The 23,558-nt window shown below is 67.4% G+C and carries 12 protein-coding genes; 2 read left to right on the top strand and 10 right to left on the bottom strand.

What is annotated here, in order from left to right:
• Positions 1-137 precede the first annotated feature (137 nt).
• Positions 138-1,145, bottom strand: a complete 1,008-nt coding sequence (locus NUG21_RS06355) for a zinc-dependent alcohol dehydrogenase family protein (protein ID WP_263392593.1) — start codon at positions 1,143-1,145, stop codon at positions 138-140.
• 151 nt (positions 1,146-1,296) lie between these two features.
• On the opposite strand from NUG21_RS06355, the gene NUG21_RS06350 reads away from it, so the two are divergent.
• On the top strand, positions 1,297-1,683 hold the full coding sequence (locus NUG21_RS06350; RefSeq protein WP_019797807.1) for a winged helix-turn-helix transcriptional regulator: 387 nt from the start codon (positions 1,297-1,299) through the stop codon (positions 1,681-1,683).
• Between the two features lie 408 nt (positions 1,684-2,091).
• Here NUG21_RS06350 and NUG21_RS06345 read toward each other — a convergent pair whose 3' ends face one another.
• The 3 genes from NUG21_RS06345 to NUG21_RS06335 all read right to left on the bottom strand — a co-directional run bounded on the left by NUG21_RS06345 (position 2,092) and on the right by NUG21_RS06335 (position 5,083).
• Positions 2,092-2,808: a hypothetical protein gene (locus tag NUG21_RS06345; protein ID WP_263392592.1), complete on the bottom strand. Its 717-nt coding sequence runs from the start codon at positions 2,806-2,808 to the stop codon at positions 2,092-2,094.
• An 85-nt stretch (positions 2,809-2,893) separates the two neighbouring features.
• A complete protein-coding gene (locus NUG21_RS06340; RefSeq protein WP_263392591.1) occupies positions 2,894-3,358 on the bottom strand; it encodes a hypothetical protein in 465 nt (154 codons plus the stop codon).
• A gap of 348 nt (positions 3,359-3,706) precedes the next feature.
• Positions 3,707-5,083 (bottom strand): alpha-L-fucosidase, encoded by a 1,377-nt coding sequence (locus NUG21_RS06335; RefSeq protein ID WP_263392590.1) that lies wholly within the window; start codon positions 5,081-5,083, stop codon positions 3,707-3,709.
• A 112-nt stretch (positions 5,084-5,195) separates the two neighbouring features.
• On the opposite strand from NUG21_RS06335, the gene NUG21_RS06330 reads away from it, so the two are divergent.
• A complete protein-coding gene (locus NUG21_RS06330; RefSeq protein ID WP_263392589.1) occupies positions 5,196-6,287 on the top strand; it encodes a sialidase family protein in 1,092 nt (363 codons plus the stop codon).
• A 74-nt stretch (positions 6,288-6,361) separates the two neighbouring features.
• Here NUG21_RS06330 and NUG21_RS06325 read toward each other — a convergent pair whose 3' ends face one another.
• The 6 genes from NUG21_RS06325 to NUG21_RS06300 form a co-directional block, all read right to left on the bottom strand.
• Positions 6,362-7,132 (bottom strand): copper homeostasis protein CutC, encoded by a 771-nt coding sequence (locus tag NUG21_RS06325; RefSeq protein WP_263393040.1) that lies wholly within the window; start codon positions 7,130-7,132, stop codon positions 6,362-6,364.
• A 14-nt stretch (positions 7,133-7,146) separates the two neighbouring features.
• Positions 7,147-8,211 carry a glycosylasparaginase gene (locus tag NUG21_RS06320; RefSeq protein ID WP_242080722.1) on the bottom strand — a complete coding sequence of 355 codons (1,065 nt, stop codon included), beginning with the start codon at positions 8,209-8,211 and terminating at the stop codon, positions 7,147-7,149.
• Positions 8,212-9,218: 1,007 nt separating this feature from the next.
• The gene (locus tag NUG21_RS06315; protein ID WP_263392588.1) at positions 9,219-13,976 is read right to left on the bottom strand and encodes an RHS repeat-associated core domain-containing protein; all 4,758 of its coding nucleotides are present in this window, start codon (positions 13,974-13,976) and stop codon (positions 9,219-9,221) included.
• A gap of 315 nt (positions 13,977-14,291) precedes the next feature.
• Positions 14,292-14,768: a chemotaxis protein CheW gene (locus NUG21_RS06310; RefSeq protein ID WP_263392587.1), complete on the bottom strand. Its 477-nt coding sequence runs from the start codon at positions 14,766-14,768 to the stop codon at positions 14,292-14,294.
• A gap of 73 nt (positions 14,769-14,841) precedes the next feature.
• Positions 14,842-16,179 (bottom strand): chemotaxis protein CheB, encoded by a 1,338-nt coding sequence (locus NUG21_RS06305; RefSeq protein WP_263392586.1) that lies wholly within the window; start codon positions 16,177-16,179, stop codon positions 14,842-14,844.
• On the bottom strand, positions 16,166-23,479 hold the full coding sequence (locus NUG21_RS06300) for an Hpt domain-containing protein (RefSeq protein ID WP_263392585.1): 7,314 nt from the start codon (positions 23,477-23,479) through the stop codon (positions 16,166-16,168). The genes NUG21_RS06305 and NUG21_RS06300 overlap by 14 nt, the downstream gene beginning before the upstream one ends.
• Positions 23,480-23,558: the final 79 nt, after the last annotated feature.

The raw sequence follows: 23,558 nt of genomic DNA, 5'->3' as shown, positions 1-23,558 counted from the left end.
TGGATGGGCAACCTGTCAGCCCAGACCACCGGCACTACCTCCGTGGCTGCCTACCAATGAAGCGGCCGGTCGCCGTTCGAATGACTCCAACAGCTGCCGCGGTCGGTGCAACAGCACCGACCGCTCGGGCATCTCCGTCAGATCGACAAGCACAGCTTCCCGAAATGCTTCCCCGCCGCCTGATGCGCAAACGCGTCGGCGATGTCTGCCAGCGCGAAGGTCTGGTCGACCACCGGTTTGATGCCGGTTGCGTCGAGGGCGCGGACCATGTCGCGCTGGTGGCGGCGGCTACCGACGATCAGGCCCTGCAGGGTCTGGTGGCGTTGCATCAGCGCCACGGTCGGCACTTGGCCGGCAATGCCGGTCAGCACGCCGATCAAGGCAATGTGGCCGCCGATGCGGCAGGCCTGGATGGATTGCCCCAGGGTGTCGGGGCCGCCCACTTCGATCACCACGTCGACGCCGCGGCCGTTGGTGTAGTCGAGCACCTTGGCCGCCCAGTCGGTATCGCGGCGGTAGTTGATGGTGAAGTCGGCGCCCAGCGCCTGCGCACGCGCCAGCTTCTCGTCGGAGGACGAGGTGGCGATCACCGTGGCGCCCATGTGCTTGGCGAACTGCAGGGCGAAGATCGACACGCCGCCGGTGCCGAGCACCAGCACGGTGTCGCCGGCCTTCAGGTGCGCGTCCACCACCAGTGCGCGCCATGCGGTGAGCCCCGCGGTCGTCAACGTCGCCGCCTCGGCGTGGCTGTAGCCGCGCGGTGCGTGCGTGAACCAGTGCGCGGGACGAACGACGTATTCGCGTGCATAGCCGTCGACGCCGTCGCCGGGCACGGTGGCGAAATCGGCGATGGTCGGGCCGCCATCCAGCCAGGTCGGAAAGAACGTCGAGACGACCGCGTCGCCCACGGCGAACTCGTCCACGCCTTCGCCCACCGCCTCCACCACGCCGGCACCGTCGGACATCGGGATGCGGCCGTCGGCGCTGGGCATGCGGCCGGTCACGACGCCCAGGTCGTGGAAGTTGAGCGAGCTTGCATGCACGCGCACGCGGAGTTCGCCGGCGCCCGGCTGGCCGGGGTCGGGCAGATCGACGAGGCGGAGGTTCTCGAGGCCAGCGGGCTGGCGCAGGGTGATGGCTTTCATGAGCACGACATCCTTAGCGGAAAGGTGGCGAGGAGGCAGCGCTGCAGCAGTTGCAGCGCGACCGCGTTGCAGGCATTGTCGGGATGCACTTCCTGCATCGCAAGAACGTACAATTTTCGCAGGTACTATCAATTTTGTAGGTACAACGACCATGCGTCTGAAACGTCTGGATGGCAAGAGTGGCTGCGCGGTCGAAGTCACGCTTTCGGTGATCGGTGGGGTGTGGAAGCCGGTGATCCTGTTCCACCTGCTCTCCGGCAAGAAGCGCTTCATGGAACTGACGCGCCTGGTTCCCAATGCCACGCAGCGCATGCTGACGCTGCAGTTGCGCGAGCTCGAGGAGGACGGCGTCATCGTGCGCCACGTCTATCCGCAGGTGCCGCCCAAGGTCGAATATGCGCTGACGCCGCTCGGCGCATCGCTCGCGCCGGTGCTGATCAGCCTGCGCGAATGGGGCGAGTCGTACCGCAGCAGCGAACTGTCGCGCGCACCGGCCGACGCGCCGGAATGCGTGGCTGGTGTCGCGACAGCTACTTGATTCGGGCAGAAGCTTCCAGAAAACGGGCGCACGCTTCACGAGGCGACGTCGGCGTGGTTGTAAGCACGGGGCGGCGTCGCGGAGCGTCGATCGCCGTGCGCGACATCGTTGCAGATGCGAGGCCAGCCCACGCAAAGGAGCCTTCAATAGCGAAGGAAGGCCCACTGGCGTGAATCAACGGTCATGCAGCAGCAGCGAACGACGCCTGTCGGTCACCGAACCTTGGAAGGCGTCGGGACTGAAGTCCCTCCCACAGGGGCACTGGCCAACGCACGGCAAGTTCTTGGGAGCTACCGCTGCCGCAACGCGCGTTAGCGGAATTGCCCGTCGCGGCTGCAGCGGCTGCTGCAGCAAGCACAACAACGTGCCACGCTGCACCGTCGCACAGCATGTCGTAGGAGATGCCGCTCAAGATTTCGGCGGGGTGTTGTTCTTGAACGCCTGCAGCACCGCCAGCAAGCTGGCCGGGTTGTCGGGGGCACCGGCCTGGGTGATCTTCTCCACCGCCCCGGCCGTGGCACCCGGGCTGTACGTCTGCCCCGCCTCCGGAAGAGTCGCCTGTGCCCACGTGCTGCTCTGCTGTTGTGCAAACACTGCGCTCTCGAACAGCGTGCCGACCGATGATGGCGGCGGCGCAATCGGGTCCTGCGCACGCGCTGCGCCCATTACTGCCTGCATCTGTTGTGCGAGCGCGGCGACCTGGCGATCGACCTCCTCCTTTACCTGGCGCCTGATCGTGTCGGCCAGCAGGTCGGCCTGTTGGCCCACCAACGTCGGTCCATCGCCGAGACCCTTCGGCCAGTTCCTGTCCTGCTCCGCCGCGGCTGCGGCCGCGGCCGCATCGTGGACCGCCTGGTCGCCCTCGCGCATGGCGGTATCGGCGCTGCGCATGGCGGATTCGGTGGCGCGCCTGGCCGCATCGATCCGCTGCTGCGTGCGTTCGATCTCGGCAGCGCGTGACGACGCAGACGAGTTGGGCGTCTCGCTCGCCGACTTCGGCGTGCTCTGAGCCGCCACAGCGAACGCCCGCAATTGCGCGCGCTCGTCCTCGGACAGCTCACGGCCCAGCCACTGACGGGTCATGTCGTACAAGGCCTGGGTTTTCGAATCCGGCGTCTCGGTCATGCGCTGCTCCCTGCGGGTGGCGGTGTGGTGGTCGCATGCTCTCATGCGGCACCCCACTGCCGCATGCTCAGCGTGTGCTTAACGACTAGGTGCCATCGGAGTGATCGGAGGCGCCGTTGGTGCTGTCAGACTGCGCGGCCCCCGAGCCCGATGCAGCCGGCGCCACGGCAACGACGGTATCGCTTGGTGGGCCGATTCGCTGTAATTGCAGGGCATCCTCGGCCGGCGGTGCCTCCATTTTCTTGAGCAAGACGGCTTGCGCCGCCAAGGCCGCCTTGCTGTCCTCGCCGTAATAGCTGGCCGCCGCCGTCATGACCAGACCCGATGCCTGTTTGATGCGCGTTTCAGCACCCGCCCCGACCGGGGCCGGCGCATTGGCTAGGACCGCGGCGAGCGCAGACTCGGGCGCCGCGCCGGACGTTGCCGGCAATGCGCCGATCTGTGCGGCGTGGCCGTCGCGATGTTCGCTCGGCCCGACGGCTGCAGGTGCCTGCACGGTGGCTTGCCCTGCCTCGCCTGGCGTGGTTTCGTCGTTTGCATTCGGCGGCATCGTGTTGTCCTCGCAGGGGCTTGGCAGCGATGTGGGTTGCGTCGACGCGTGCGTCGCGGCACCGGCAAGATACGGGTGTGACTGCAGCGTACCGCGTCGGGCGACTGCGCCATCGACCTCCGATCACGAATCGCGTGGAGTGGCTGCGCTTGTGCCCTACTCTCACCGGCACCCGTACCCTCACCCCCGACCCCTCTCCCGCGGGGAGAGGGGAGTTTCGCAGCTCATTTTGGAGCCGCGGCGCCTGCACGCCGGCGCCGCGCCGCAAACGCCGCGCCACAACTCCAACGAAAAAGCCGCACCCGGCTTCACGCCGGGCGCGGCTTCGGTCTTACGTCGCGGGCAGATTCAACGCGGCGCGGAAGCCCCTACGTTGAACAGCTGGAACTCGCGGATATGTGCGGCATCGACGCTGGACAGGATGTTCAGGCGCACGCGCGAGGCGGTGACCGCGGGGAAGTGGTCGATCTTCATGTGGCCGATCGCCTGCGCCTGCGCGACCTTGACCCAGGCGCCGTCGCGGAACACTTCCACCGCGTACTTCTGCACCAATTGGCCGTCGTTGAGCCATTCCATCGACATTGCCGTGTCGAAGGTCACCGGCTGCTTGAACTGCAGCTCCAGCGTGGCGTGGTGCGTGCCGTCCGGCGCGCTCCAGAACGTGTCGCGGTCGCCGTCCACCGCCGCGGCGATGCCGTCGTCGTTCTTGAGCCGGCCACGCACCAGGTTGCGGTCGGCGCCGTAGCGCGCCTGCAGCGCCCGGCCCATTTCCTCCAGCCGCTTGACGTCGGCCTCGGGCAGCAGGCCGCGCTTGTCCGGGGCGATGCCCAGCACCAGTTGGCCGCCGCGGCCGACGCTGTCTTCCCAGATCTGCACCAGCTCGTCGACGCTCTTCAGCGTCTGGTCGCTGTTCGGGTGCCAGAACCACTGCAGCTTGTGCAGCGGCGTGTCCACCTCGACCGGGCGCCAGCGCAGGTAGCCGTGGCGGTCGATGGTGTTCCAGTTCTCGCCCTCGATCACCCCGGCTTCGTTACCGACCCAGCGCACGTCGCCGTACTCGAACAGCGCGGTGTCGGCGAAGACCATGGCGTTGGGCTGGTAGGTGCGCAGTTCCTCCATGTACTTGTCGAAGTTGTACACGTGGCCGGCGCTGCCGGCGCCGTCCAGCCACCACTCGGTGAGCGGGCCGTAGTGCGAGGCCAGGTCCACAAGCTGCGCGGCATAGAACTTGTCGTAGGCCTTGGGATCGGCGTACTTGGGCTCGTGGCGATCCCACGGCGACAGGTAGATGCCGAAGCCCATGCCTTCCTTGCGCACGGCCTCGCTGGTCATCTTCACCAGGTCGCCCTTGCCGCCGAGCCACGGGCTGTTCTTCACCGAATAGGCGCTGTCCTCGGTGGGCCACAGCGCGAAGCCGTCATGGTGCTTGGCGACCAGGATCAGGTACTTGGCGCCGGCCGCCTTGGAGGCGCGGGCCCACTGCGCTGGGTCCACCTGGTCCGGCGCGAACACCTTCGGGCTGGCGGTGCCGTCGCCCCACTCGCGATCCAGGAAGGTGTTGGTGCCGAAATGCACGATCACCCCGAATTCCAGGTCCTGCCAGGCCACCTGCTGCGGCGACGGTTTGACCTCGGCGAAGTTCTCGGCGAGCAGCGGCGGCGCGGCCAGGGCGGTCAGGCCGAGCGCGGCCAGCCAGCGGAGCGGAGAGAGCGGGCGGTTCGGCATGGCGGATCCTCGCAATCGTCGGTCGGGCAGGCAGCGCTGCCGGTGGTGTCAGCATATGGTATTTAATTGATGATAAATAGGTATCCCCGTTTGCGGGACAGGACCGTACCACATGATGTCACCTTCGCTGTTTCCCCTGCTGTCGCTGTTCGCCGTGCGCGCCATCGCCGGTCCGGCCGCCGTCGCCCCGCCGCAGGTGCCGCCCTCGCCCATCGTCTACAGCGAATTCGTCAACGCGCAGGCGCCGACCGCGCAATGCCACGCCTCCACCCTGGTGGAAACCCGCGATGGCCTGCTCGCGGCCTGGTTCGGCGGCCGCCACGAGGGCGCCGACGATGTCGCCATCTGGGTGGCGCGCCGCGACGCCAACGGCTGGCAACCGGCACAGCGCGTGGCGGATGGCGCACAGGCGCAGGGCGCACCGCTGCCGACCTGGAACCCGGTGCTGTTCCAGCCCGCGCAAGGGCCGCTGCGGCTGTTCTACAAGGTGGGCCCCGACCCGAAACGCTGGTGGGGCATGCAGACCACTTCCAGCGACGGCGGCCACCACTGGTCCACGCCCGAGCACCTGCCCGCCGGCATCCTCGGTCCGATCAAGAACAAGCCGGTGCAGTTGCCCAGCGGGCGCATCCTCAGCCCCAGCAGCAGCGAGGACGCGGGCTGGGTCGCGCACATGGAATGGTCCGACGACAACGGCGCGCACTGGACCCGCGGCCCGGCGATGAACGACCCGGCCAGGATCGGCGCCATCCAGCCCAGCGTGCTGCTGCACAAGGACGGCCGCCTGCAGGCGGTGGGCCGCAGCCAGCAGAACCACGTGTTCAGCACCTGGTCGCGCGACCAGGGCCGCACCTGGGAACCGATGACCCTACTCGACCTGGCCAATCCCAATTCCGGCACCGACGCGGTGGTCCTGGCCGACGGCCGTTCCCTGCTGGTCTACAACCCCACCGAGGCCGGCAAGGACTGGTGGGACGGCCGCGGCATCCTCGCCGTCGCCCTGTCCGACGACGGCCTGCACTGGACCCGCGTGCTGACCCTGGAAGACAGCCCCAAGGACGAGTTCTCCTACCCCGCGGTGATCCAGACCCGCGACGGCAAGGTGCACATCAGCTACACCTGGAAGCGCACGCGCATCAAGCATGTGGTGCTGGATCCGAAGCGGTTGGGTGTGGAGTCAGCGGCGCCTGCTGGCGGCAGGTGAATCGTGCTCGGGACCCGGGGCCCGGGACCGGGGACCCGGAGAAGCAAGAGCAAGAGCGCTCCCTGGCGATCGGATCAGACTGTGAAATGGGCCTTTTCGGGCCCCGGGCCCAGGGTCCCCGGTCCCGGCTCCTCCAACAACGCCACCATCCGCCGCACGCGTGCCACGTCGGTCTGCATGCGATCACCGCCCAGGCTGCGCACATGCGGATGTGACGAAAGCGCCCGCGACGCCAACGGCCCACGGGCCGAGCCATGGAACTCGCGGGCCCCGGTGCGCGCACGCAGCTGCGCCAAGTTGGCCTCGGTGACGCCGGATCCCGGCATCACGCTCAAACGCGCACCGGCCTGCTGCACCAACGCGGCGATCATGTCGACGCCCTCTTCCGCGGTCTCGCGCGCACCGGAGGTCAGCACACGCTCGCAGCCCAGCGCGATCACGTCCTCCAGGGCACGCTGCGGATCGGCACTGACATCGAAGGCGCGATGGAAGGTGACGCCGAGCGGCCCCGCCGCAGCGATCAACTCGCGCATCGTCGCCATGTCGACCTCGCCAGCCGCGGTCAGCGCACCGAGTACCACGCCATCGCAACCCAGGCGCACGCACTGCTCCACGTCGCGACGCATCGCCTCCACCTCCGCCGCGTCGAACACGAAATCGCCGACCCGCGGGCGGATCAGCACGTACAGCGGAATGCGCAGCCGATCGCGCACCGCTGCCAGCGTGCCGAACGACGGCGTCAGCCCGCCGCCATCCAGGCCGCCGCACAACTCCACCCGCATCGCACCGCCCTCCTGCGCGGCCAGCGCCGAGCCGATCGCATCGGCCGCCACTTCCAAGCCCATCGGTACGCTCCCGCTCATGCCGCCGGCGCCGCGAAATGGCTCTGCCCGGGCAGCAACAGATCCTGCCGCTGCGCATCGCAGACCGCGTAACTGAAACCGGGCTGGATCGCGAACGCGCCGACCTCGCCGCGCTTGTTCATCGCCAGGAATCCGACCTGCAGGTCGCGGGTGAGCTGCGGCTTGCGCCGCACGATGCGCATCACCACCTCGCGGCAGGCCTCGGCCGGACTCTTGCCCTGCCGCATCATCTCCACCACCGCGAAACTGCCGACATTGCGGATCACCTCCTCGCCAACGCCGGTCGATGTCGCCCCGCCCACTTCGTTGTCGACGTAAAGACCGGCACCGATGATCGGACTGTCGCCGACCCGGCCGTGCATCTTCCACGCCATGCCACTGGTGGTGCAGGCGCCGGACAAGTTGCCGTGCGCATCCAGCGCCAGCATGCCGATGGTGTCGTGGTTGTCCTTGCCGCCGGGCAGCGTGCCGCGGCGATAGGCGCGGTTCTCGATATTGGCCTCGGGCGCGTAGTGGGAGGTCTTCAACCACTCCTTCCACGCCTGTTCGGAGTCGGGCGTGAGCAGCTTGGTGCGCTCGAAGCCCTGCGCCAACGCGAACTGCAGCGCGCCATCGCCGACCAGCATCACATGCGGCGTCTTCTCCATCACCCGCCGCGCCACCGAGATCGCATGCACGATGTCTTCCAGCGCCGCGACCGACCCGCAGCCGCCGGTGTGATCCATGATGCAGGCATCCAGCGTGACCCGCCCATCCCGGTCCGGATAGCCGCCCAGCCCCACCGTGTGATTGTCCGGATCCGCCTCCGGCACCCGCACCCCAGCCTCCACCGCATCCAGCGCCGCACCACCGCGCGACAGCACCTGCCATGCCGCCTGGTTGGCGGCAACGCCGAAGTCCCAAGTCGAGATCACCCGTGCTGCACCCTGTGGCAAGGGGCCGATGCCGGTCTTGGCTTGCGCCTTGGCCACGGCGGCGCGTGCGCCCGGCAACACACCGCCCAACCCGGCGGCCAGGGCGCCGAAGGCGGCAGTTTTCAGGAAGTGGCGGCGTTGCGGCATGGGGAGGCTCCGGCGTTGGGAGGGCACGCGGGACGGGTGCGCGTGGCCTTACATCATGCGGCAGAGCGGGATGGGATTAAACGGCCTGCTCGGCGTTACAGAGTTGGCTTGGCCGCTTGCTACGCCAGGATTGCATCGAAGCATGTCTGAACGTTTATCAAGCTCATCGCGCACTTAGGAGAGTGTCAACGCTAGAGGTCAATCATCCAGCCACTACAACCTAGTTGGCACTTTGCATAAACCTCCAAGCCCCCACTAGAAACCCGCTCAATATAATAGAATTTCTTTACATCTCGCACCTTCAGCGGACCGAGCCCCTCTCCGCTACACTTATAACAATAACCCCGATAAGGTCACCTCGCTCCAAATACAAACATGAAAACAATTTCGCAACCACTAAAACCGCGAAGAAATTTGCTTATCTTCCTCAATGACGCAGCAATTAAATCACTTACTACGAGTTCGAAAGCAACGCGACACCATCCACCCTGCAAGAACATAAATTGCCATGCAACACAAAAAGAATAAAAAAACTCTTATGTAACTTCCAAACAGTTCAAGATGGTAAGCAACGCCAATGCATAAAACGACGAACGCCAAGTCTACTAGCTTTTTTTTGGACATTCATCGCTCCATTATTTTGTATTCAATCCAACTTTTTGTCTTATCGTTGTCACTGAGCTTGGCCAGTGCGCTGTTGGCGTCATACAAGCATTTCAGCAAAGTTTGGAATTGCCCGCCGCGCCGCATCAGCAAAGCAATTCCACTGCGGAAGGGCTCCAAAAATAAAATAAATTAACTCTTCTTCAAATATTTATCATATGAATATGATGCAAGCGCAAGAACATCCACAATAGCTAAACCCATGAACAACATGACGAGCAACCTATAGACCCTGAGCCCAATAAAATACTCTATCGCCCAACATGAAATAAGCCCAAAAAATGCAAGCAAAAATATCGAAAAACCGACAAGCAATTTCTGATCAGATCTGATTTTTTGCCAGTTTATTTTGTGCATAGAAATGTCCTTGTCTGACATTGCTGAAAGCCACCGGAGACCTGACTACCTATACCAGCATTTATTCCTAAAGATGCATTTCCATCCTTGGAAACTTCAACCGAACCTTTGGCCCCAGCTCCTTCCATTGCACCTATCTGCAATTGAACCGAGCTACTTTTCCCTTCAGACAAACCGCCCGTCCCACAGGAGAAACCTGCTGTCCCACCTAGTCCCCCAATGAACCCACCGGCCACCGGCGTAGTACCACACCCCTTCATATATAAGCAAATCTTGCCACTCGTATCGAGGGCAATGCCACCCTCACCACTGCCTCCTGCGGCAAAATTTCCGTAGGAGCCACCTAAGCTGAGCTGAAAATTCAACTCTCCGCGATATCCGTGTTTTTGAGACTCTCGCCAGCGTTCTCTTTGCACTCCGGGGGGGAATGACCACCAGCCAGGAGACTCAAGGCCGTAAAGATCTTTTGAATAAGCAGGATTAAGGCCCACATAGGCGTACGTACTCATACCTCCGCCCAACCCAATCGGATCACTCTGCACATACCGCCCCGTACCGGGCTCATAGTCGCGGAAGTAGTTCTGGTTGAGCCCACTCAGCGCGTCATAGCGCTGCCCCGGGAACCGCATATCGAACACAAAGGCCGTGCCGTCCTTGTCCGGGTCCTGGTCTGGGGCGGTGGCGCCGAAGGCTTCGCCCTTCAGGTCCCAGCGCCAGATCGCCACGTCGCGTACCGGGTCAATTACCGCGCGCGGGGTGCCCAGGTGGTCTGGTTGCACATAGCGCAGCGTGTTTTTGGCGAGTACGCCCACCGGCAGGTCATCCAGCCAGATCGCCTGCTGCACGACCGCACCGTTGTTGTCGTAGTCGCCCAGCCAGTGACCACTCTCGTCGTACAGCGTGTAGGTATTGGTCTTGCCCACCCGCCTGACCTGCTCGCCACGGCCATTGTAGGCATAGTTCGCCACGGTGGTGCTGCTACGCTTGACCTGTGTCAGCCGGCCGTTAGCGCCGTACACGTACTGCACGGCGGTGCCGCCGATCGCCGTGGTGTTGCCGGCCGCGTCATAGCTACGTGCGGTGCCGGCCACGCTGCTCAGGCGATGGCTGGTGGTCGGATAGCTGTAGGTCTGGGTGCTGGTGTTGACCTTGGCGCTGAGGCGGTTGCCGGTGGCGTCATAGGTGTAGCCGTCGATCACCGTATCGGTCGGACCATCCTTGAACGCGGTCAGACGGCCCAGCGGGTCGTAGTCCAGTTTGATGACCGGTGCGGTGTTGCCGGGCGCGGTCAGCGCGCTGAGATTGCCGACCGGGTCGAACGCGAAGCCCACCGCAAGGCCATCGCTGCGCGTGTCGTTGACCGCCAGCGGGCGGTAGTCCTGATCCAGCACGCGCTGCATCGGACGGCCGTTGCCGTAGGTCCACCCGGCGACCGGGCCGAACGGATAGTAGGTGGCCTGGTTCAGCAGCACCTGGCGGGTGCCGCCAGGTGGGGTCACGCCGACCTCGGTGGTCTGGCCCTGGGCGTTGCGTACGTAGTCCACCACCGCCCCATCCGGGTAGGTCAACCGGCTAAGTTGCCCGGCCTTGGTGTAGGCGTAGCGGACCACGAACACCTTGCCGTTGGTGGTCTGCACCTTGCGCACCAGACCGCCGAAACGGTCGTAGCAGTAGTCGGTGCTGCCGCTGCCGTCCTGCATCCGGGTCAGGTGGCCGACGCCGTAGGTCTCGCCGCTGGCGCAGGTGCTCTGGCTGACGTCGTAGGTGTAGCTGACGTTGAGGCTGGTGGTCGGATAGCCGACCTGGGTCAGGCGGTTCAACGCGTCGTAGCCGTAGCTGGTCTTGATGTTGCGCGCATCGGTCTGGGTGGCGCGGTTGCCGGCGCTGTCGTAGGTATACGTGGTGCTGCCGGTGTCTGGGCTGGTGAGCTTGGTCAAGTCGCCCAGGCCGTTGTAGGCATAAGTAGTTTCCAGGCCCTTGGGGTCGGTGACCTTGGTCAGGTTGTCCAGCGCGTCGTAGCCGAACTTGGTCTCGGCAGCGATGCCGCCCACATCCTGCAGGGTACGCGCCAGGCGGTTGAGCGGGTCGTAGTCGTTCTGGGTGACATGTCCGAGCGCGTCGGTGACGGTCTTGGTGTTGCCGTTTGGATCGTAGCCGAAGTCGGTCGGATCACCTTGTGCGGTGGCCTGCGTCACCAGTTGGCCGAGCTGGTTGTACACCCGCGAGAGCGTGCGCTTGAGTGTGCCCGATGCGTCCTTGGTGTCTTCCTTGGATCGGTTGCCGGCATTGTCCAGCGTGTAGTGGATGGTGTTGCCGGCGTTGTCGGCGATATCCGTCAACCGGTGTGCGGCGTCGTAGGTGAAGCGGGTGAACGCGCCATCAGGCTGCGTCACCTGCTTGACCAGACCAGTCGGCCAATAGTCGATCGCGGTAATGCGGTCGTCGCTCTCGCTGCTGTCGTCGGACCCGCGCACCTTGCTGGCGGTCAGCCAGCCACGCGGGTGGTAGGTGTAGTCGGTGACCACGCCGTTGGCGTTCTTCGCCGACAGCACGCGGCCGGCGCCGTCGTAGGCCAAGTACTCGGTGATTTGGCCCAGCGCATGGGTCACTTTCCACAGGTCGCCCTTGCGGTGTGCGCAGCTGGTCGGGGACGTGGCGCAGGTGGTGTCGTCGGCGGGGTAGTAGGTGAACGTGGTGGTGTCGTTGACGTCAGTGCGCGCGCCGTCGACCGTCTTGGGCAAGCCGAGTATCGGGCAGGCACTGTCGGTCGCGGCCACGTCCGCCGCTTCGCAGTAGCTGTAGGTGACAGTGCGCTGCTTGCCTGAAGCCGTGTCGCTGCTCGTCATCTGCACCGGCTGCAGGCGATCGTTGTAGCTGTAAGACACGGTGCGCCCGCCGGTCTGCACCGACAGCAAGCGATTGCTGCCGGCCGCGGTGCGTGTCGTCGTGGTGCGCTCCTGGGGCTGCCCGACCGCCTCGCGCACGGTGTGAATGTTCACCGCGACACCGTTCTCGGTCGCTTCGGCATAGCTGTGCTGGGTCTGGACGCCACGGCGATCGGTGACGCTGCTCAGCCGGCGGCGGAAGTCGTTGGACTGGTCATTGTAGCTGTACTGCAGCGTGCCGTCGGTCCTAGCAACGGCGGCCACCTTCGGCGAGACACCACCGGCATCGGTCATCGTGTAATCGTTGACATCGCCCAACGCGTCGGTGACGCGGGTACCGGCGGCGGAGTACGCCAGGGTGATGCCGTCGATGCCACCGGCGTGCTGGCTGGAGATCGCACGACCGACCTCGTCGTAGGCGAAGGTGCTGAAGCGCTGGCCGTCTTCCGTGGTCACACCGGTCAGATGGCGCGGGAAGCGCGTGTCCTCATAGTGATAGATCCGGCTCTTGCCGTCTGCATACGTGACGCCAGTCAGGCGCTGCTGGTCGTAGCTGTAACTGACCAGTTGCACCCCACCGGAGACGACGCCGCTGATCAGTGCATCGTCGTTTTCGTCTGCATACACCAGTTCGAGGGAGCGCCCCTGCAGCGAGGCGATACTCTGCAAGCGCCCACGCGCGTTGTAGCCATACACCCATCCACTGCCATCCTCGGCCATGCGCGAGACCAGCTTGCCCTTGGCATCGAAGGTGTAGATCGCATCCTGGCGATACAGGATCCATTGGTCGCTGTTGGCGACGATGCGCTCGTCCGAGGCGTTGGCCGCGCGATATTCAGAACCCATCTTGCGGAACGGCACGGCATAGCCGCTGCCTTCCACCAGGCCAAGCGTATCGCCCTGGATCGTCAGGTGCAGACTGTGCGAGAAGGTCCAGCCAGGGCCGAATCCACCCGTGTTCAGCGCGATACCCGAGTGGTAATAACGCGTCAGGGTGATCCACCCAAGATCCAGGTCGCGCTCGGTCTGGAATTTCTCGCCGGTCTTGACGTCGCAGGGGTTGCCTCGCATTCCGGAGTTGCCGCCATTTTTTTGCGTCTCGCATTGCAACGTCGAGACTTCGATGGTGGCGAAGATCTCTTTGTTGGTGCAACCTTGGTCGCTAATGTGCCAGGACGCGTAAGGCTTCGGGCATTCGGAGCGCCGCGTACGGCTCATATACGTGATGTACTCGTCGGGGCCGCTGCAATCTTCATAATAGGTATGAGCGCTGTATCCTCTGCTCTGACCTTCGATGCCGATGTCATACTCGGGATACGGGCCAGAGATAGCTCGCCAAGCCTCTACCGGCGAGACTGAAGCTGGAGGGCACGCGGGCTTTGTAGCGCTGACTTCCTGGGCAAGAATGATGGCTGCCTGCTCTTCGGTCGGAATCTTGGAGGTGTGCCAAGTGGTATACATCCACTCTTCGTCAATGGCTTTGGTACGACCCATCCAATAGGTGATCACCGATGACCCATTTTCCTTGACGACGGTGTCCTTGATCGTATCGACGTACTGGTACGCGTCCTCCATGTTTTGAGGCCCAGGAATCGCCTTGATCGCGGCCTCCGCTTCGGCTTGGGTGGAATAGACACCACGGTCATTCCCCTCCGCATCGCGTAGCTGGAACTGCTGCTTCTTCCCTTCTGCCGCTGCGAATGCGGCCCCTGACAGAAGGAGCAGCATCGCGATCAGAAGCGCGAAGCGCATGGCGCCGAAATAAGTGGGAGTGCGGGCGGTAGTGATCATTGCGCGTCCTTGCAAGAAGTCCATCAATTCGGTCGAATCAGGGAGCAGCAGGATGTCGAGCGGGTCCATGGGACTCGACCGGCCTCCTTCTGACGCGCAATAGCGCATAGCCAACGGCGGCCGCTGGTGCGGTCGCAAGATCGGGGCCATCCAAATAAAACGCCTGGCATTGGCCAGATCGGCTCATCCCTGAGCGAAGCAGTACAGCGAACGGAAACCACACGTTGCGCATACGACAATCCTTGTCATGACGATCGACGATGCTAGACGAAGCCACTTACCCTGGCAACACGCTGAAGCGCGCTCTGCTCAAGCAGGCAGAACATCGGCGATGGAAGTTGCAGCTTGCAGTCAGAAGCAAGACGGCCGCAAGACTGATCGCCCCTACTCTGCCACCGCAAACCGCTCCACCACCATCCCCTCGATCGCCTCCAGATCCGGCAGCAACGCGCTCTGCTCGCCGAGCAGCACGCGCATATGCACGCCGGGCGGGAGGGTTTCTTCGGAGGCGTCGGCGAGCAGGCCGTCGCGGGGGACGGAGATCAGTTGCGGGAAGGATTGGGTGAGCAGGGCCACGTATGGCAGGTCGGGATTGCCGCCCAGGGCCTTGAGCACGACGATCTTGTTGTTGGTGGCGACGGTCTCGGCGCCCAGGCCGGTCAGGCGGGCGAAGGAGACCAGCGGGACTTTCCAGCCGTACCAGGCGATCTGGCCGAGCAGCCAGTGCGGAGCGTCGGGCAGCGGTTCGACCGGAACGCGCGACATCACTTCGGCGATGGTGGCGTTGGGCAGCAACACGCGCTCGCTGCCGGCCAGGATGAGGACACCGCGGATTTCGTCGTTGCTGGCGTAGCTGCTCATGGAGTGACTTCGTCCTGAAAGCGGAAAAAACGCGCGGTGCGGGCGCGGCGGGGAATGGGGTGTGCCGCCTCGCTCAGCCGCTCCACCGCGCGGTCAAGGCCTGGGCCAGTTGCGCCGGATCGCCGCCGGGATGGCCCTGCAGGATCAGTTGCGCGCCGGCGGCGGGGTCGTAGCAGCCGTCGCCGGATTGCCCGGCCACCCAGGCGCCCTGCGCGGCAAGTGCCAGTACGGCGTCGACCTGTTGCGGATCGCTGCCACTGAGCAGCAGCACTGCGCTGTGCGCGGCCGGCAGGCCGGCGACCACCGAGGCGCCGGCGTCCTGGGCGACGAAGCGCAGGCCGGCGGTGCCCTGTACGCCGACGTCGTCGGGCAGGATGTAGACGTTGCCGGGGGCGACCGGCTCGCCGGCCTCGGCCAGCAGCACCGGCAGCGCGGACACGCGCGCGATCTGCTTGACCAGGTTGCCGTAGCGGCCGCCATCCAGGCGCAACTGCACCAGCAGCGGCAGCGGGAAGCGTTCCGGCAGTGCGGCGAGCAGGCGGCGAATCGCGTCGGGGCCGCCGATGCCGGCCATCACCAGCACCGCCCCACGCGCGACGTCGGCGCGGGTGCCGGCGCCGCTGGTGGACACGGGCTCTTCCGACTCCAGCGCGACCAGCGACAGGCCTTCGGTCGAAAATTGCGGTTCGCGTTGCGGCACGCGCGGCGTCGCGATCAGCGGCGTATCGTCGTCGACCAGCGACCAGGCACTGGCCGGCAGCGCCGCGGGTGCGGCTGTCGGCGCAGCCGGTGCGGCATCGGCAGGCGCTGCAGCCGGGAACGCCGGCGCGTCGCTGGCGGCAGCCTCGGCGCGCGCAAACTGCAGCTCCTCGAAGCCGGGGGCGACATCGGCCGGCGGCTGCCAGGTGTACATGCCATCTTCTGGCGCGGCCTCGGCGAAGCTGGTGGCTTCGTCGACGTGCAGGCCGATCGGCGCGGCGTCGTGCAGTTGCGCCGGCGTCGCCGGCAGGCCCGGCTCCGGCTGCAGGCCGGCCTCGGTCTCGCGGCCGGGCGGCAACACGTCCTGGTGGCCTTGCAGCTTGGCCGCCAGGTGCCGCGCCCAGCGCTGCACTTCCCAGCCTTCGCGGCGCGCGGCCAGTTCGGCCTCGTCGAAGATCACGGTGACGCCGGGCAGCGCCAGCGCCACATCCAGCCGCTCCAGCGCGTCCTCGATCGCCGGCTCCAGCGCGATCAGCACCGCACTGGGCCCGGCATCGGCCAGGGTCTGCGCGTCGATCGCACCGGGGTCGTCCTCCAGCACGATCGCGGCGCCGACCAGATGCAGCGCTTCGCGCAGGCGCTCGCGCGCCTTGCCGGGACGGGCCAGCAACGCGACCGGCGTGGCGGTGGCGTCGCCGTCATTCGCGAACACGGGCGATCCCCAGCAGGTCGTAGACGTTGCGCATCAGATCCAACTCTTGATAAGGCTTGCCGAGGTAGCGCTGCACGCCCAGTTCGAAGGCGCGCTGGCGGTGCTTTTCGCCGCTGCGCGAGGTGATCATCACGATCGGCACGGCGGCGTAGCGCGGGTCGGCGCGCATCGCGGTCGCCAGTTCGTAGCCGTCCATGCGCGGCATCTCGATGTCCAGCAGCATCAGGTCGGGCACGCGCTCTTCCAGGCGTTCCAGCGCCTCGACGCCGTCGCGCGCGGACACCACGTCGAAGTTGTGCCGTTCCAGCACGCGGCCGGTGACCTTGCGCATGGTCAGCGAGTCGTCGACCACCATCACCAGCGGCACGCGGCGCTGTTCGGTCGGGACCGCCTCCACCACCGGCCGCTGCGGCTGCGCCAGGTAGCGGCGCACCAGCGGGGCGATGTCGAGGATCACCACCACGCGGCCGTCGCCGGTGATGGTGGCGCCGTAGATGCCGGGCACCGAGGCGATCTGCAGGCCGACCGGCTTGACCACGATTTCGCGGTTGCCGAGCACCTGGTCGATCGCCACCGCCGCACGCAGATCGCCCGCGCGTACCAGCAGCAGCGGCACCTGCGCTTGGCCTTCGGCCCGCGCCGGCGCCTGTCCGACCAGCGAGCCGAGGTCGTACAGCGCGTACTCCTCGCCGCTGTAGCGGTAGCCGCCGCTGCCGGCCTCGAAGCGTTCGCGGCCGATGCGGCCGATACCGCTGACCGACGCCACCGGCACCGCGAAGGTGGTGTCGCCGATCTGCACGAACACCGCCTGGGTCACCGCCAGGGTCTGCGGCAGGCGCAGGGTGAAGGTCACGCCCTGGCCGCGCACCGAGTGGATGTCCACCGAGCCGCCGAGCTGGCGCACCTCGTTGCGCACCACGTCCATGCCCACGCCGCGGCCGGCCAGCTGGCTGACCTGGTCGTAGGTGCTGAACCCGGGCGCGAAGATCAGCGCATCCAGTTCGTCGTCGGACAGCGCCGCGTCGGCGGCGACCAGCCCGCGCTGCTCGGCGCGGCGGCGGATCGCCTCGCGGTCGAGTCCGGCGCCGTCGTCGGCCACTTCCAGCACGATTTCCGAACCTTCGCGACGCAGGCGAATGGCGATGTTGCCCTCCTCCGCCTTGCCCGCGGCGCGGCGCTGTTCCGGCGCTTCCAGGCCGTGCGCGACAGAGTTGCGCAGCATGTGCTCCAGCGGCGCGACCATGCGATCGAGCACGTTGCGGTCGAGTTCGCCATGGGTGCCTTCCAGGCTCAGGTGCACCTGCTTGCCGGTCTCGCTGGCGGCCTGGCGCACCACGCGCCGCAGCCGCGGCACCAGGCCGTCGAACGGCACCATGCGCGCGCGCATCAGCCCGTCCTGCAGCTCCGAACTGACGCGCGACTGCTGTTGCAGCAGGCCGTCGTACTGGCGTGCCAGGTCGTCGAGCACGCCCTGCAGGCCGCCCAGGTCGGCCGCGGACTCGTTGAGCGCGCGGCTGAGTTGCTGCAGCGTGGAGAAGCGGTCCAGTTCCAGCGGGTCGAAACTCTGCTCGGCCTGGTCCTGTTCGCGCTGGTAGCGGGCGACGATCTGCGCCTCGGTTTCCAGATCCAGACGCCGCAGCTGGTCGCGCAGACGCGCGTTGGTGCGGTCCAGTTCGGCCATCGCGCCACGGAATGCGCCCAACTGCTGCTCCAGCCGCGAGCGGTAGATCGCCACTTCGCCGGCGTGGTTGACCAGGCGGTCGAGCAGGTCGGCGCGCACGCGCACCTGTTCCTGCATCGGCCGCGCGATCGTCGACTCGTCGTCGAGCGTGCCCTCCGCCGGTAGCGGTGCCGACAGCGGCGCCGCCACGGCGGCCAGGGCTGCGGCGGCCAAGGTGTCGTCGGCTGCCGCGACCGTCGCCGCGGCGACGGTGTCGGCATCGCCGACGGCGACGGGCGCCTGCCCGTGCGCGCGCGCGTCGAACGCGCCGATCAGGTCTTGCGGCATCGCCACCGCGCGATGGTTGCCGGTCAGGGTCAACAACTGGTGCAGGCGATCGAAGCCGCGCTCCAGCAATTGCACGTCCTGGCGGTCGAGTTCGGTGCGATGCGCGGCCACCACCTCCAGCAAGGACTCGATGCCGTGGCCGAGGTCGCCGATGGCGTTGATGCCGGCCATGCGCGCGCCGCCCTTGAGCGTGTGCAGGTCGCGCTGCAGGCCGCCGAGCACGTCGCGGTCCTGCGGCGCGGCGCGCAGCTCGGCGATCAGGCGATCGCAGTGGTCGAGCAGATCCTTGCCTTCGTCGACGAAGATATCGACCAGTTCGCGATCGAGGTCGGCGAAGTCCAGCGGGCCGAGATCGGCGGCCGACAGATCGGTCCGCGCGCCATCGGCCGCGGCATGCGCGGCGTCGGCCTCGAACGGCGCGGGTGCGGCCGCCTCCGGCGCGTGCTGATGGCTGTCTTCGTGGAGGTCGTCGGCAGACGCTGCCGCGTCGGCATCGGCCGCCGTGGTCGTGTCGCCCTGAGCGGCGTCGGCCTGGGGCGCATGGTGCGCTTCGTCGGACGCCACGTGATGCGTGTCCGTCGCCTCTGCGGTATCGGACGGCGGTATGTGCGCGGCATGGTCCGCTGCAACGGCCGCGTCCTGCGGCACGCCATCGCGTGCGCCGTCGATCGGCTCGACGTGCTCTGCCTGCGCTTCGGCGTCGGTGTGCGCGTCCGCCGCGTCCGCGGCGAGGGAAGCTGCACCGCCCGCGTCCGTCACCTCGGCCGGATGCGATGCGCCATCTAGCGTGGCATCGCCATGCTCGGCGGCGGCCTCAGTATCGTCGTTGGCCGAGGCTGTGCCGTCGTGGCGCCAGCCGCTCGACGACGCCGACGGCTGCTGCCGCAGACCGATTGCGGGAGCAGCCTCGTTGAGTTGCTGCTCGTGCGCTTCGTCGGTGTCGTCGGTGGGCGCATCGGCGTCGCGGTGCGCGGCGTCGTGATCCGGTCCCTGCGCCGCTTCCGCGTGTGCGGACGCATCCTGGCTGTCGTTCGCCTGCGCGTCGGTTGCCTGGTCCTCGCCATCGCGGTCTGCTGCCGCGTGGTCGGACGCCTGCGCCTCCTGCGCGTGGACGGCTACGTCCTGGATGTCCGCCTGCACGTCGATTGCGTGAGCCTCGGCATCACCGTCCGCTGCCGCGTGATCGGGTGCCTGCGCATCCTGCGCGTGCGCGGCTGCGTCCTGGGTCTCCTCGGTTTGCGCATCGGTCGCGCGATCCTCGGAACCCTGCGCCTCGCCATCGTGTTCCGGCACTTGCAGTTCCTGCACCTCGACTTGGGTGCCGGTGGCAGCATCCGCGGCGATCGCATCCGCGGTCGCATCCTGCTCCGCGCCAGGGTCCAGCGCCTCCGGCGCCGACTCGTCCGGCACCTGCTCGGCGCTCAAGGGCGCCTCGACCGTCAGCTCATCGAGCTGGCCCTCCTGCGCCAATGCTGCCTGTTCGTCGGCCTCGCGGTCGTCATGCGTCGTCGTCGCGTCAACCGACGCCGTGTCGTGGCTCGGCGGCTGGTCCTGCGCGGACGCCTCTGCCGCAGGCGACGTGTGCTCGCTCGCCGATGCCGGCATGGCCGCCTCAGCGTCAGCGTCAGTGTCAGTGTCGAGCGTGGCCCCGGCTTCAGCCTGCGTGGACTCCGGTACCGCGTCCGCGGGGACGTCGACAGCACGCTGGTCGGAGGCGCTTTCATCGGCCTGCCCAGCCGCGTCGTCCGCCGGCAGCGCCTCGTGCAGATGCGCGGCATCGCCCACGAACGCCGACAGGTCGTCGGCCGCGGTGAGTTCCACCGCCTGCACGGCCTGTGCATCGAGGCCGGCATCGGCCGGTGCCGACGCGGACAGGTCTTCCTCGTCCTCGTCGTACGCGATCGGCGGCCACTGCACTTCCGGCAGCGTGTCAACCAGCGCACGCAGGCGCTGCGACAGTTCGGTGAACGGCGGAATCACCGGCGACGGCGCCTGCAACTCGGCAATGGTGGCGGCGATGGCACGCGCCGACTCCTCGAGCGCGCGCACGCCGTCGGCGCTCGGCACGCTGCCCGACGCCAGGGCGCGCTTGACGTAGCTCTCGGCCGGGCCGGTGACGGCGGTGATCTCCGGCACGTCGGTCATCGCGAACGCACCGCTCATGGTGTGCATCGCGCGCAGCAGTGCTTCGGTCGCCGGTTGCGGCGCGTGCTGCAGCCAGTCGTGCACGGTCTCCAGATGGGTGCCGACCTCGGCTTCGAGGATCTCGCGCAGCACGCTGTCCACCGACGCCGGTGTGCCCGCACGCGGCGTGGCCGCCGCCTGCGGAGTAGCGAAATAGAAGGCGTCCTCGCCGGCGGCGATGCGCTCGGCCACGGCCTGGATCGCGTCCAGGTCGGCCTGCACCGCGCCCTCGCCGCGCAGCGCGGCATTGAGTTGCGGCAGCACGGCGTAGGCCTGCTCGACCATGGCCACCACCGCCGGGCTGGCGGGGCGCGAGCCGTCGAGCACGCGGTTGAGCATGCTCTCGATCTTCCAGCTGAACTCGCCGAGCACGCGCGCGCCGACCAAGCGGCCGCTGCCCTTCAAGGTGTGGAACACGCGGCGGATCGGACGCAGGCTTTCCATGTGGGCAGGCGCGGCGCGCCAGGCCGGCAGCAGCGTGCCGAGATTGACCAGTTCCTCGTCGAACTCCTCGAGGAACACGGCGCGGATCTCGTCGTCGATCTCGCCATCGCCGTCGATAAAACCGGTTTCGAGGGCAGGCGTTGCGGTAGCGGGCGCGGCGCCGGGCGCGGCGCTCGCCTCCGCGGCGGCGGGTGCGGCATGCTCGCCGCCGGGCGCGGCAGAGGTGACATCGAATTGCGCCGCGGCCGCTTCCAGGTCGGCGAGGAACGCCGCTTCGGCGTCCGACACCGGCGCAGCGGTCTCGGCAGTTGCAGCGTGTTCCGGCGCCGGCTCCAGCGTCGCATGGTGCTCGGGTTCCGGCTCGGCATGTGCCGGCACCGATGGTGCGTCGGTGACGGCATCGCTGTGCGCTTCCTCACCGCTGCTGGCAAGGTCGGCATCGGCATGCGCCGCGCCATCGAGGGCAGCGGGAGAATCGGTCTCGCGGACGCCGTCGGCGGCGGCAACTTCCTCGGTCCCGGTCGGGCTTGCGTGCGCGGCACCTTCGTCTTCGACAGCGGCGTCGAAAGACTCCGCCTCCCCTGCCGCGTCGAGGCGCTCGCCGTGCGCGATGTCGGCGCCGACGTCGGCCAGCGAGAACGCCGACTCCTCGTCCTGCGAGGCCGGAGTGGCATGCCAATCGAGTGCAGGTTCTTCGTCGGCCGCCATGCTCGGCGCATCGGCGAACGCCGGCGCGTCCTCCAGTTCGATGACCAGCGGCGGCGTGGCGGCGTCGGTGTCTTCCGCAGCGGCCGGCGCGTCGACGATGATCAGGTTGGGATCGTCGTACTCGCCCAGGCCCGCGAACGCGGCCGGCGTCTCGGCCGGCGCAGCGTCGCTGTACTCGGCGGCCACCGGATCGAAGCCGACGACCTCGGAGGCGGACGCCGCGGAAGTGGCGGCCGCCTCGTCCTCCTGCGCGAACGCGGGCGGCGTCTCCGGCCGCAGCGCGTCCTGTTCCAGCACCAGGGAATCGAGGCTGATGTGCAGCGGCTCGGCGGTGCCGGTCCAGCTGTCCTGTTCGGCCGCGACCGGATCGAAACTGAGCGCCTGCGACGGCGCCGTGGACTCCTGCGCGGCTTCGTCGCGCACGTCACCCTCGTCGGCCGGCACAGAGGCTGATTCGGCCGCAGCATCGGGCTCGTCCGTGGCCAGGCTCCACTGCGGCGCCTGCGGTGCGGACGGCGCAGCATCCTGCGTGCGCGGCGTGGTCTCCGGGGCGTCCTCGGCCGGCGCCAGATCCCAGGCCGGCACGGCCGGCGGGGCGATGGACGCGGGCGCGGACTCGACGATGCGATCGGCAGCCAACGGCGGCGGCGGCGCAACCGATTCGGCCGCCTCGCTCCCGCTCGGCAACACGCCCGGCGCGGCCGGCGCGGTCTCGGGCAACGGCCAGTAGCGCAGCGCTTCCAGGCTGCTGCGGGTGATGTCGAGGATCTCCTCGCGCCCCGGACGGCGCTCGCGCAGCGCTTCCAGGTAGTACTCGAGGCTGGCCATCGCGTCGGCCAGGGTGTCGAGCTGGCGGCCGCTGGGCACGCGGCGCTTGCCGATCAGTTCGGTGGCGACGTAGCGGCGCACGCCTTCCAAGTAGTCGGCCGGCTGCGGCAGTTCCAGCATGCGCAGGGCGCCGGCGACCTCGCCGAGCAGGCGCGGCACCTCGTCCAGGCGCGCGTGGTCCCAGTTGGTCTCGATGAAGGCGACGAAATGCTCGCGGGCGCTGCCGAAGTTGGCGATCGCCTCGTGCGCCAGCACTTCCACCGTCCGCCGCGCCTCGGCGGCGCTGGCGTCGTCGTGCACGTCGCCGCCGGCGCCCAGGTAGGCGACCTGGTCGTCGAGCGAGGCATCCACGTACAGCAGCGCGCCGGCGATATCCAGCAACAGGCCTTCGTCGGCCTCGCGCGCGCCGTCGACGATGCTGCGCAGCGCATCGCGCTGCTGCACCACCACGCTGCGCGCCACGCCCAGGCCCATCACGCCCAGGGTATCGGCGACGCTGCCCAGCTCGTCGACCTGGGTCTGCAGCGCGGCGACGTCGCCGCCGGTGCGCAGGTGCAGGTCCAGCGCGTCCTTGACCCGCAGCAGCTCTTCCTTGATCGCGGTGCCGACGGTGTCGAGTAGTTCGCGGTTGCGCCCGGCGAGGCTGCCGCGCGCGTGGTCCAGTTCGGCCTCGGTGGCGGCGGCAGCGTCGGGCGCCAGCGCGAACAGCGCGCCCTCGCTGAGCCCGGCTTCGCCGCGCGCGGCGCGGATCTCGTTGAGCAAGGGCAGCAGCACGATCGGAATGTCGCGGTGGCCGTCCTGCAGGCGCTCCAGGTAGTCCGGCAGCAGCACGGTGCCGCGCATCAGCGTGGCGCAGGCCTCGTCGCGGTCGGCCGCCTGGCCGTTCTGCACTGCCGTGGCCAGCAGTTCCAGCTCCTCGGCGACCATCGCCGGCGCGTACAGCTCGACCATGCGCAAGGTGCCCTGCACCTGGTGCAGGTAGCCGGCGCAGAAACGCATGCGCCCGGTGTCGGCCGGTTCCTCGACGAAGGCTTCGATCTCGCCGCGGACCTGGCGCAGGGTCTCGTCCAGTTCCGGCTTGACCCAGCCCAGCGCGGCATGGCTCATCGCATCGCGCAGCGCGCTCATCGCCGCGTCTCCACGGCCGGGCACGCGCCGCGCCGCGCGAGCGCGGCGACGGCATGCGGGAGTTGTTCACGGTACGTCA

The sequence above is a fragment of the Xanthomonas sp. CFBP 8445 genome, from assembly GCF_025666235.1.
GTDB classification, from domain to species: domain Bacteria; phylum Pseudomonadota; class Gammaproteobacteria; order Xanthomonadales; family Xanthomonadaceae; genus Xanthomonas_A; species Xanthomonas_A indica.
Note: the sequence above shows the minus strand (reverse complement) of the source record. Positions and strands in the feature narration are given on the sequence as shown.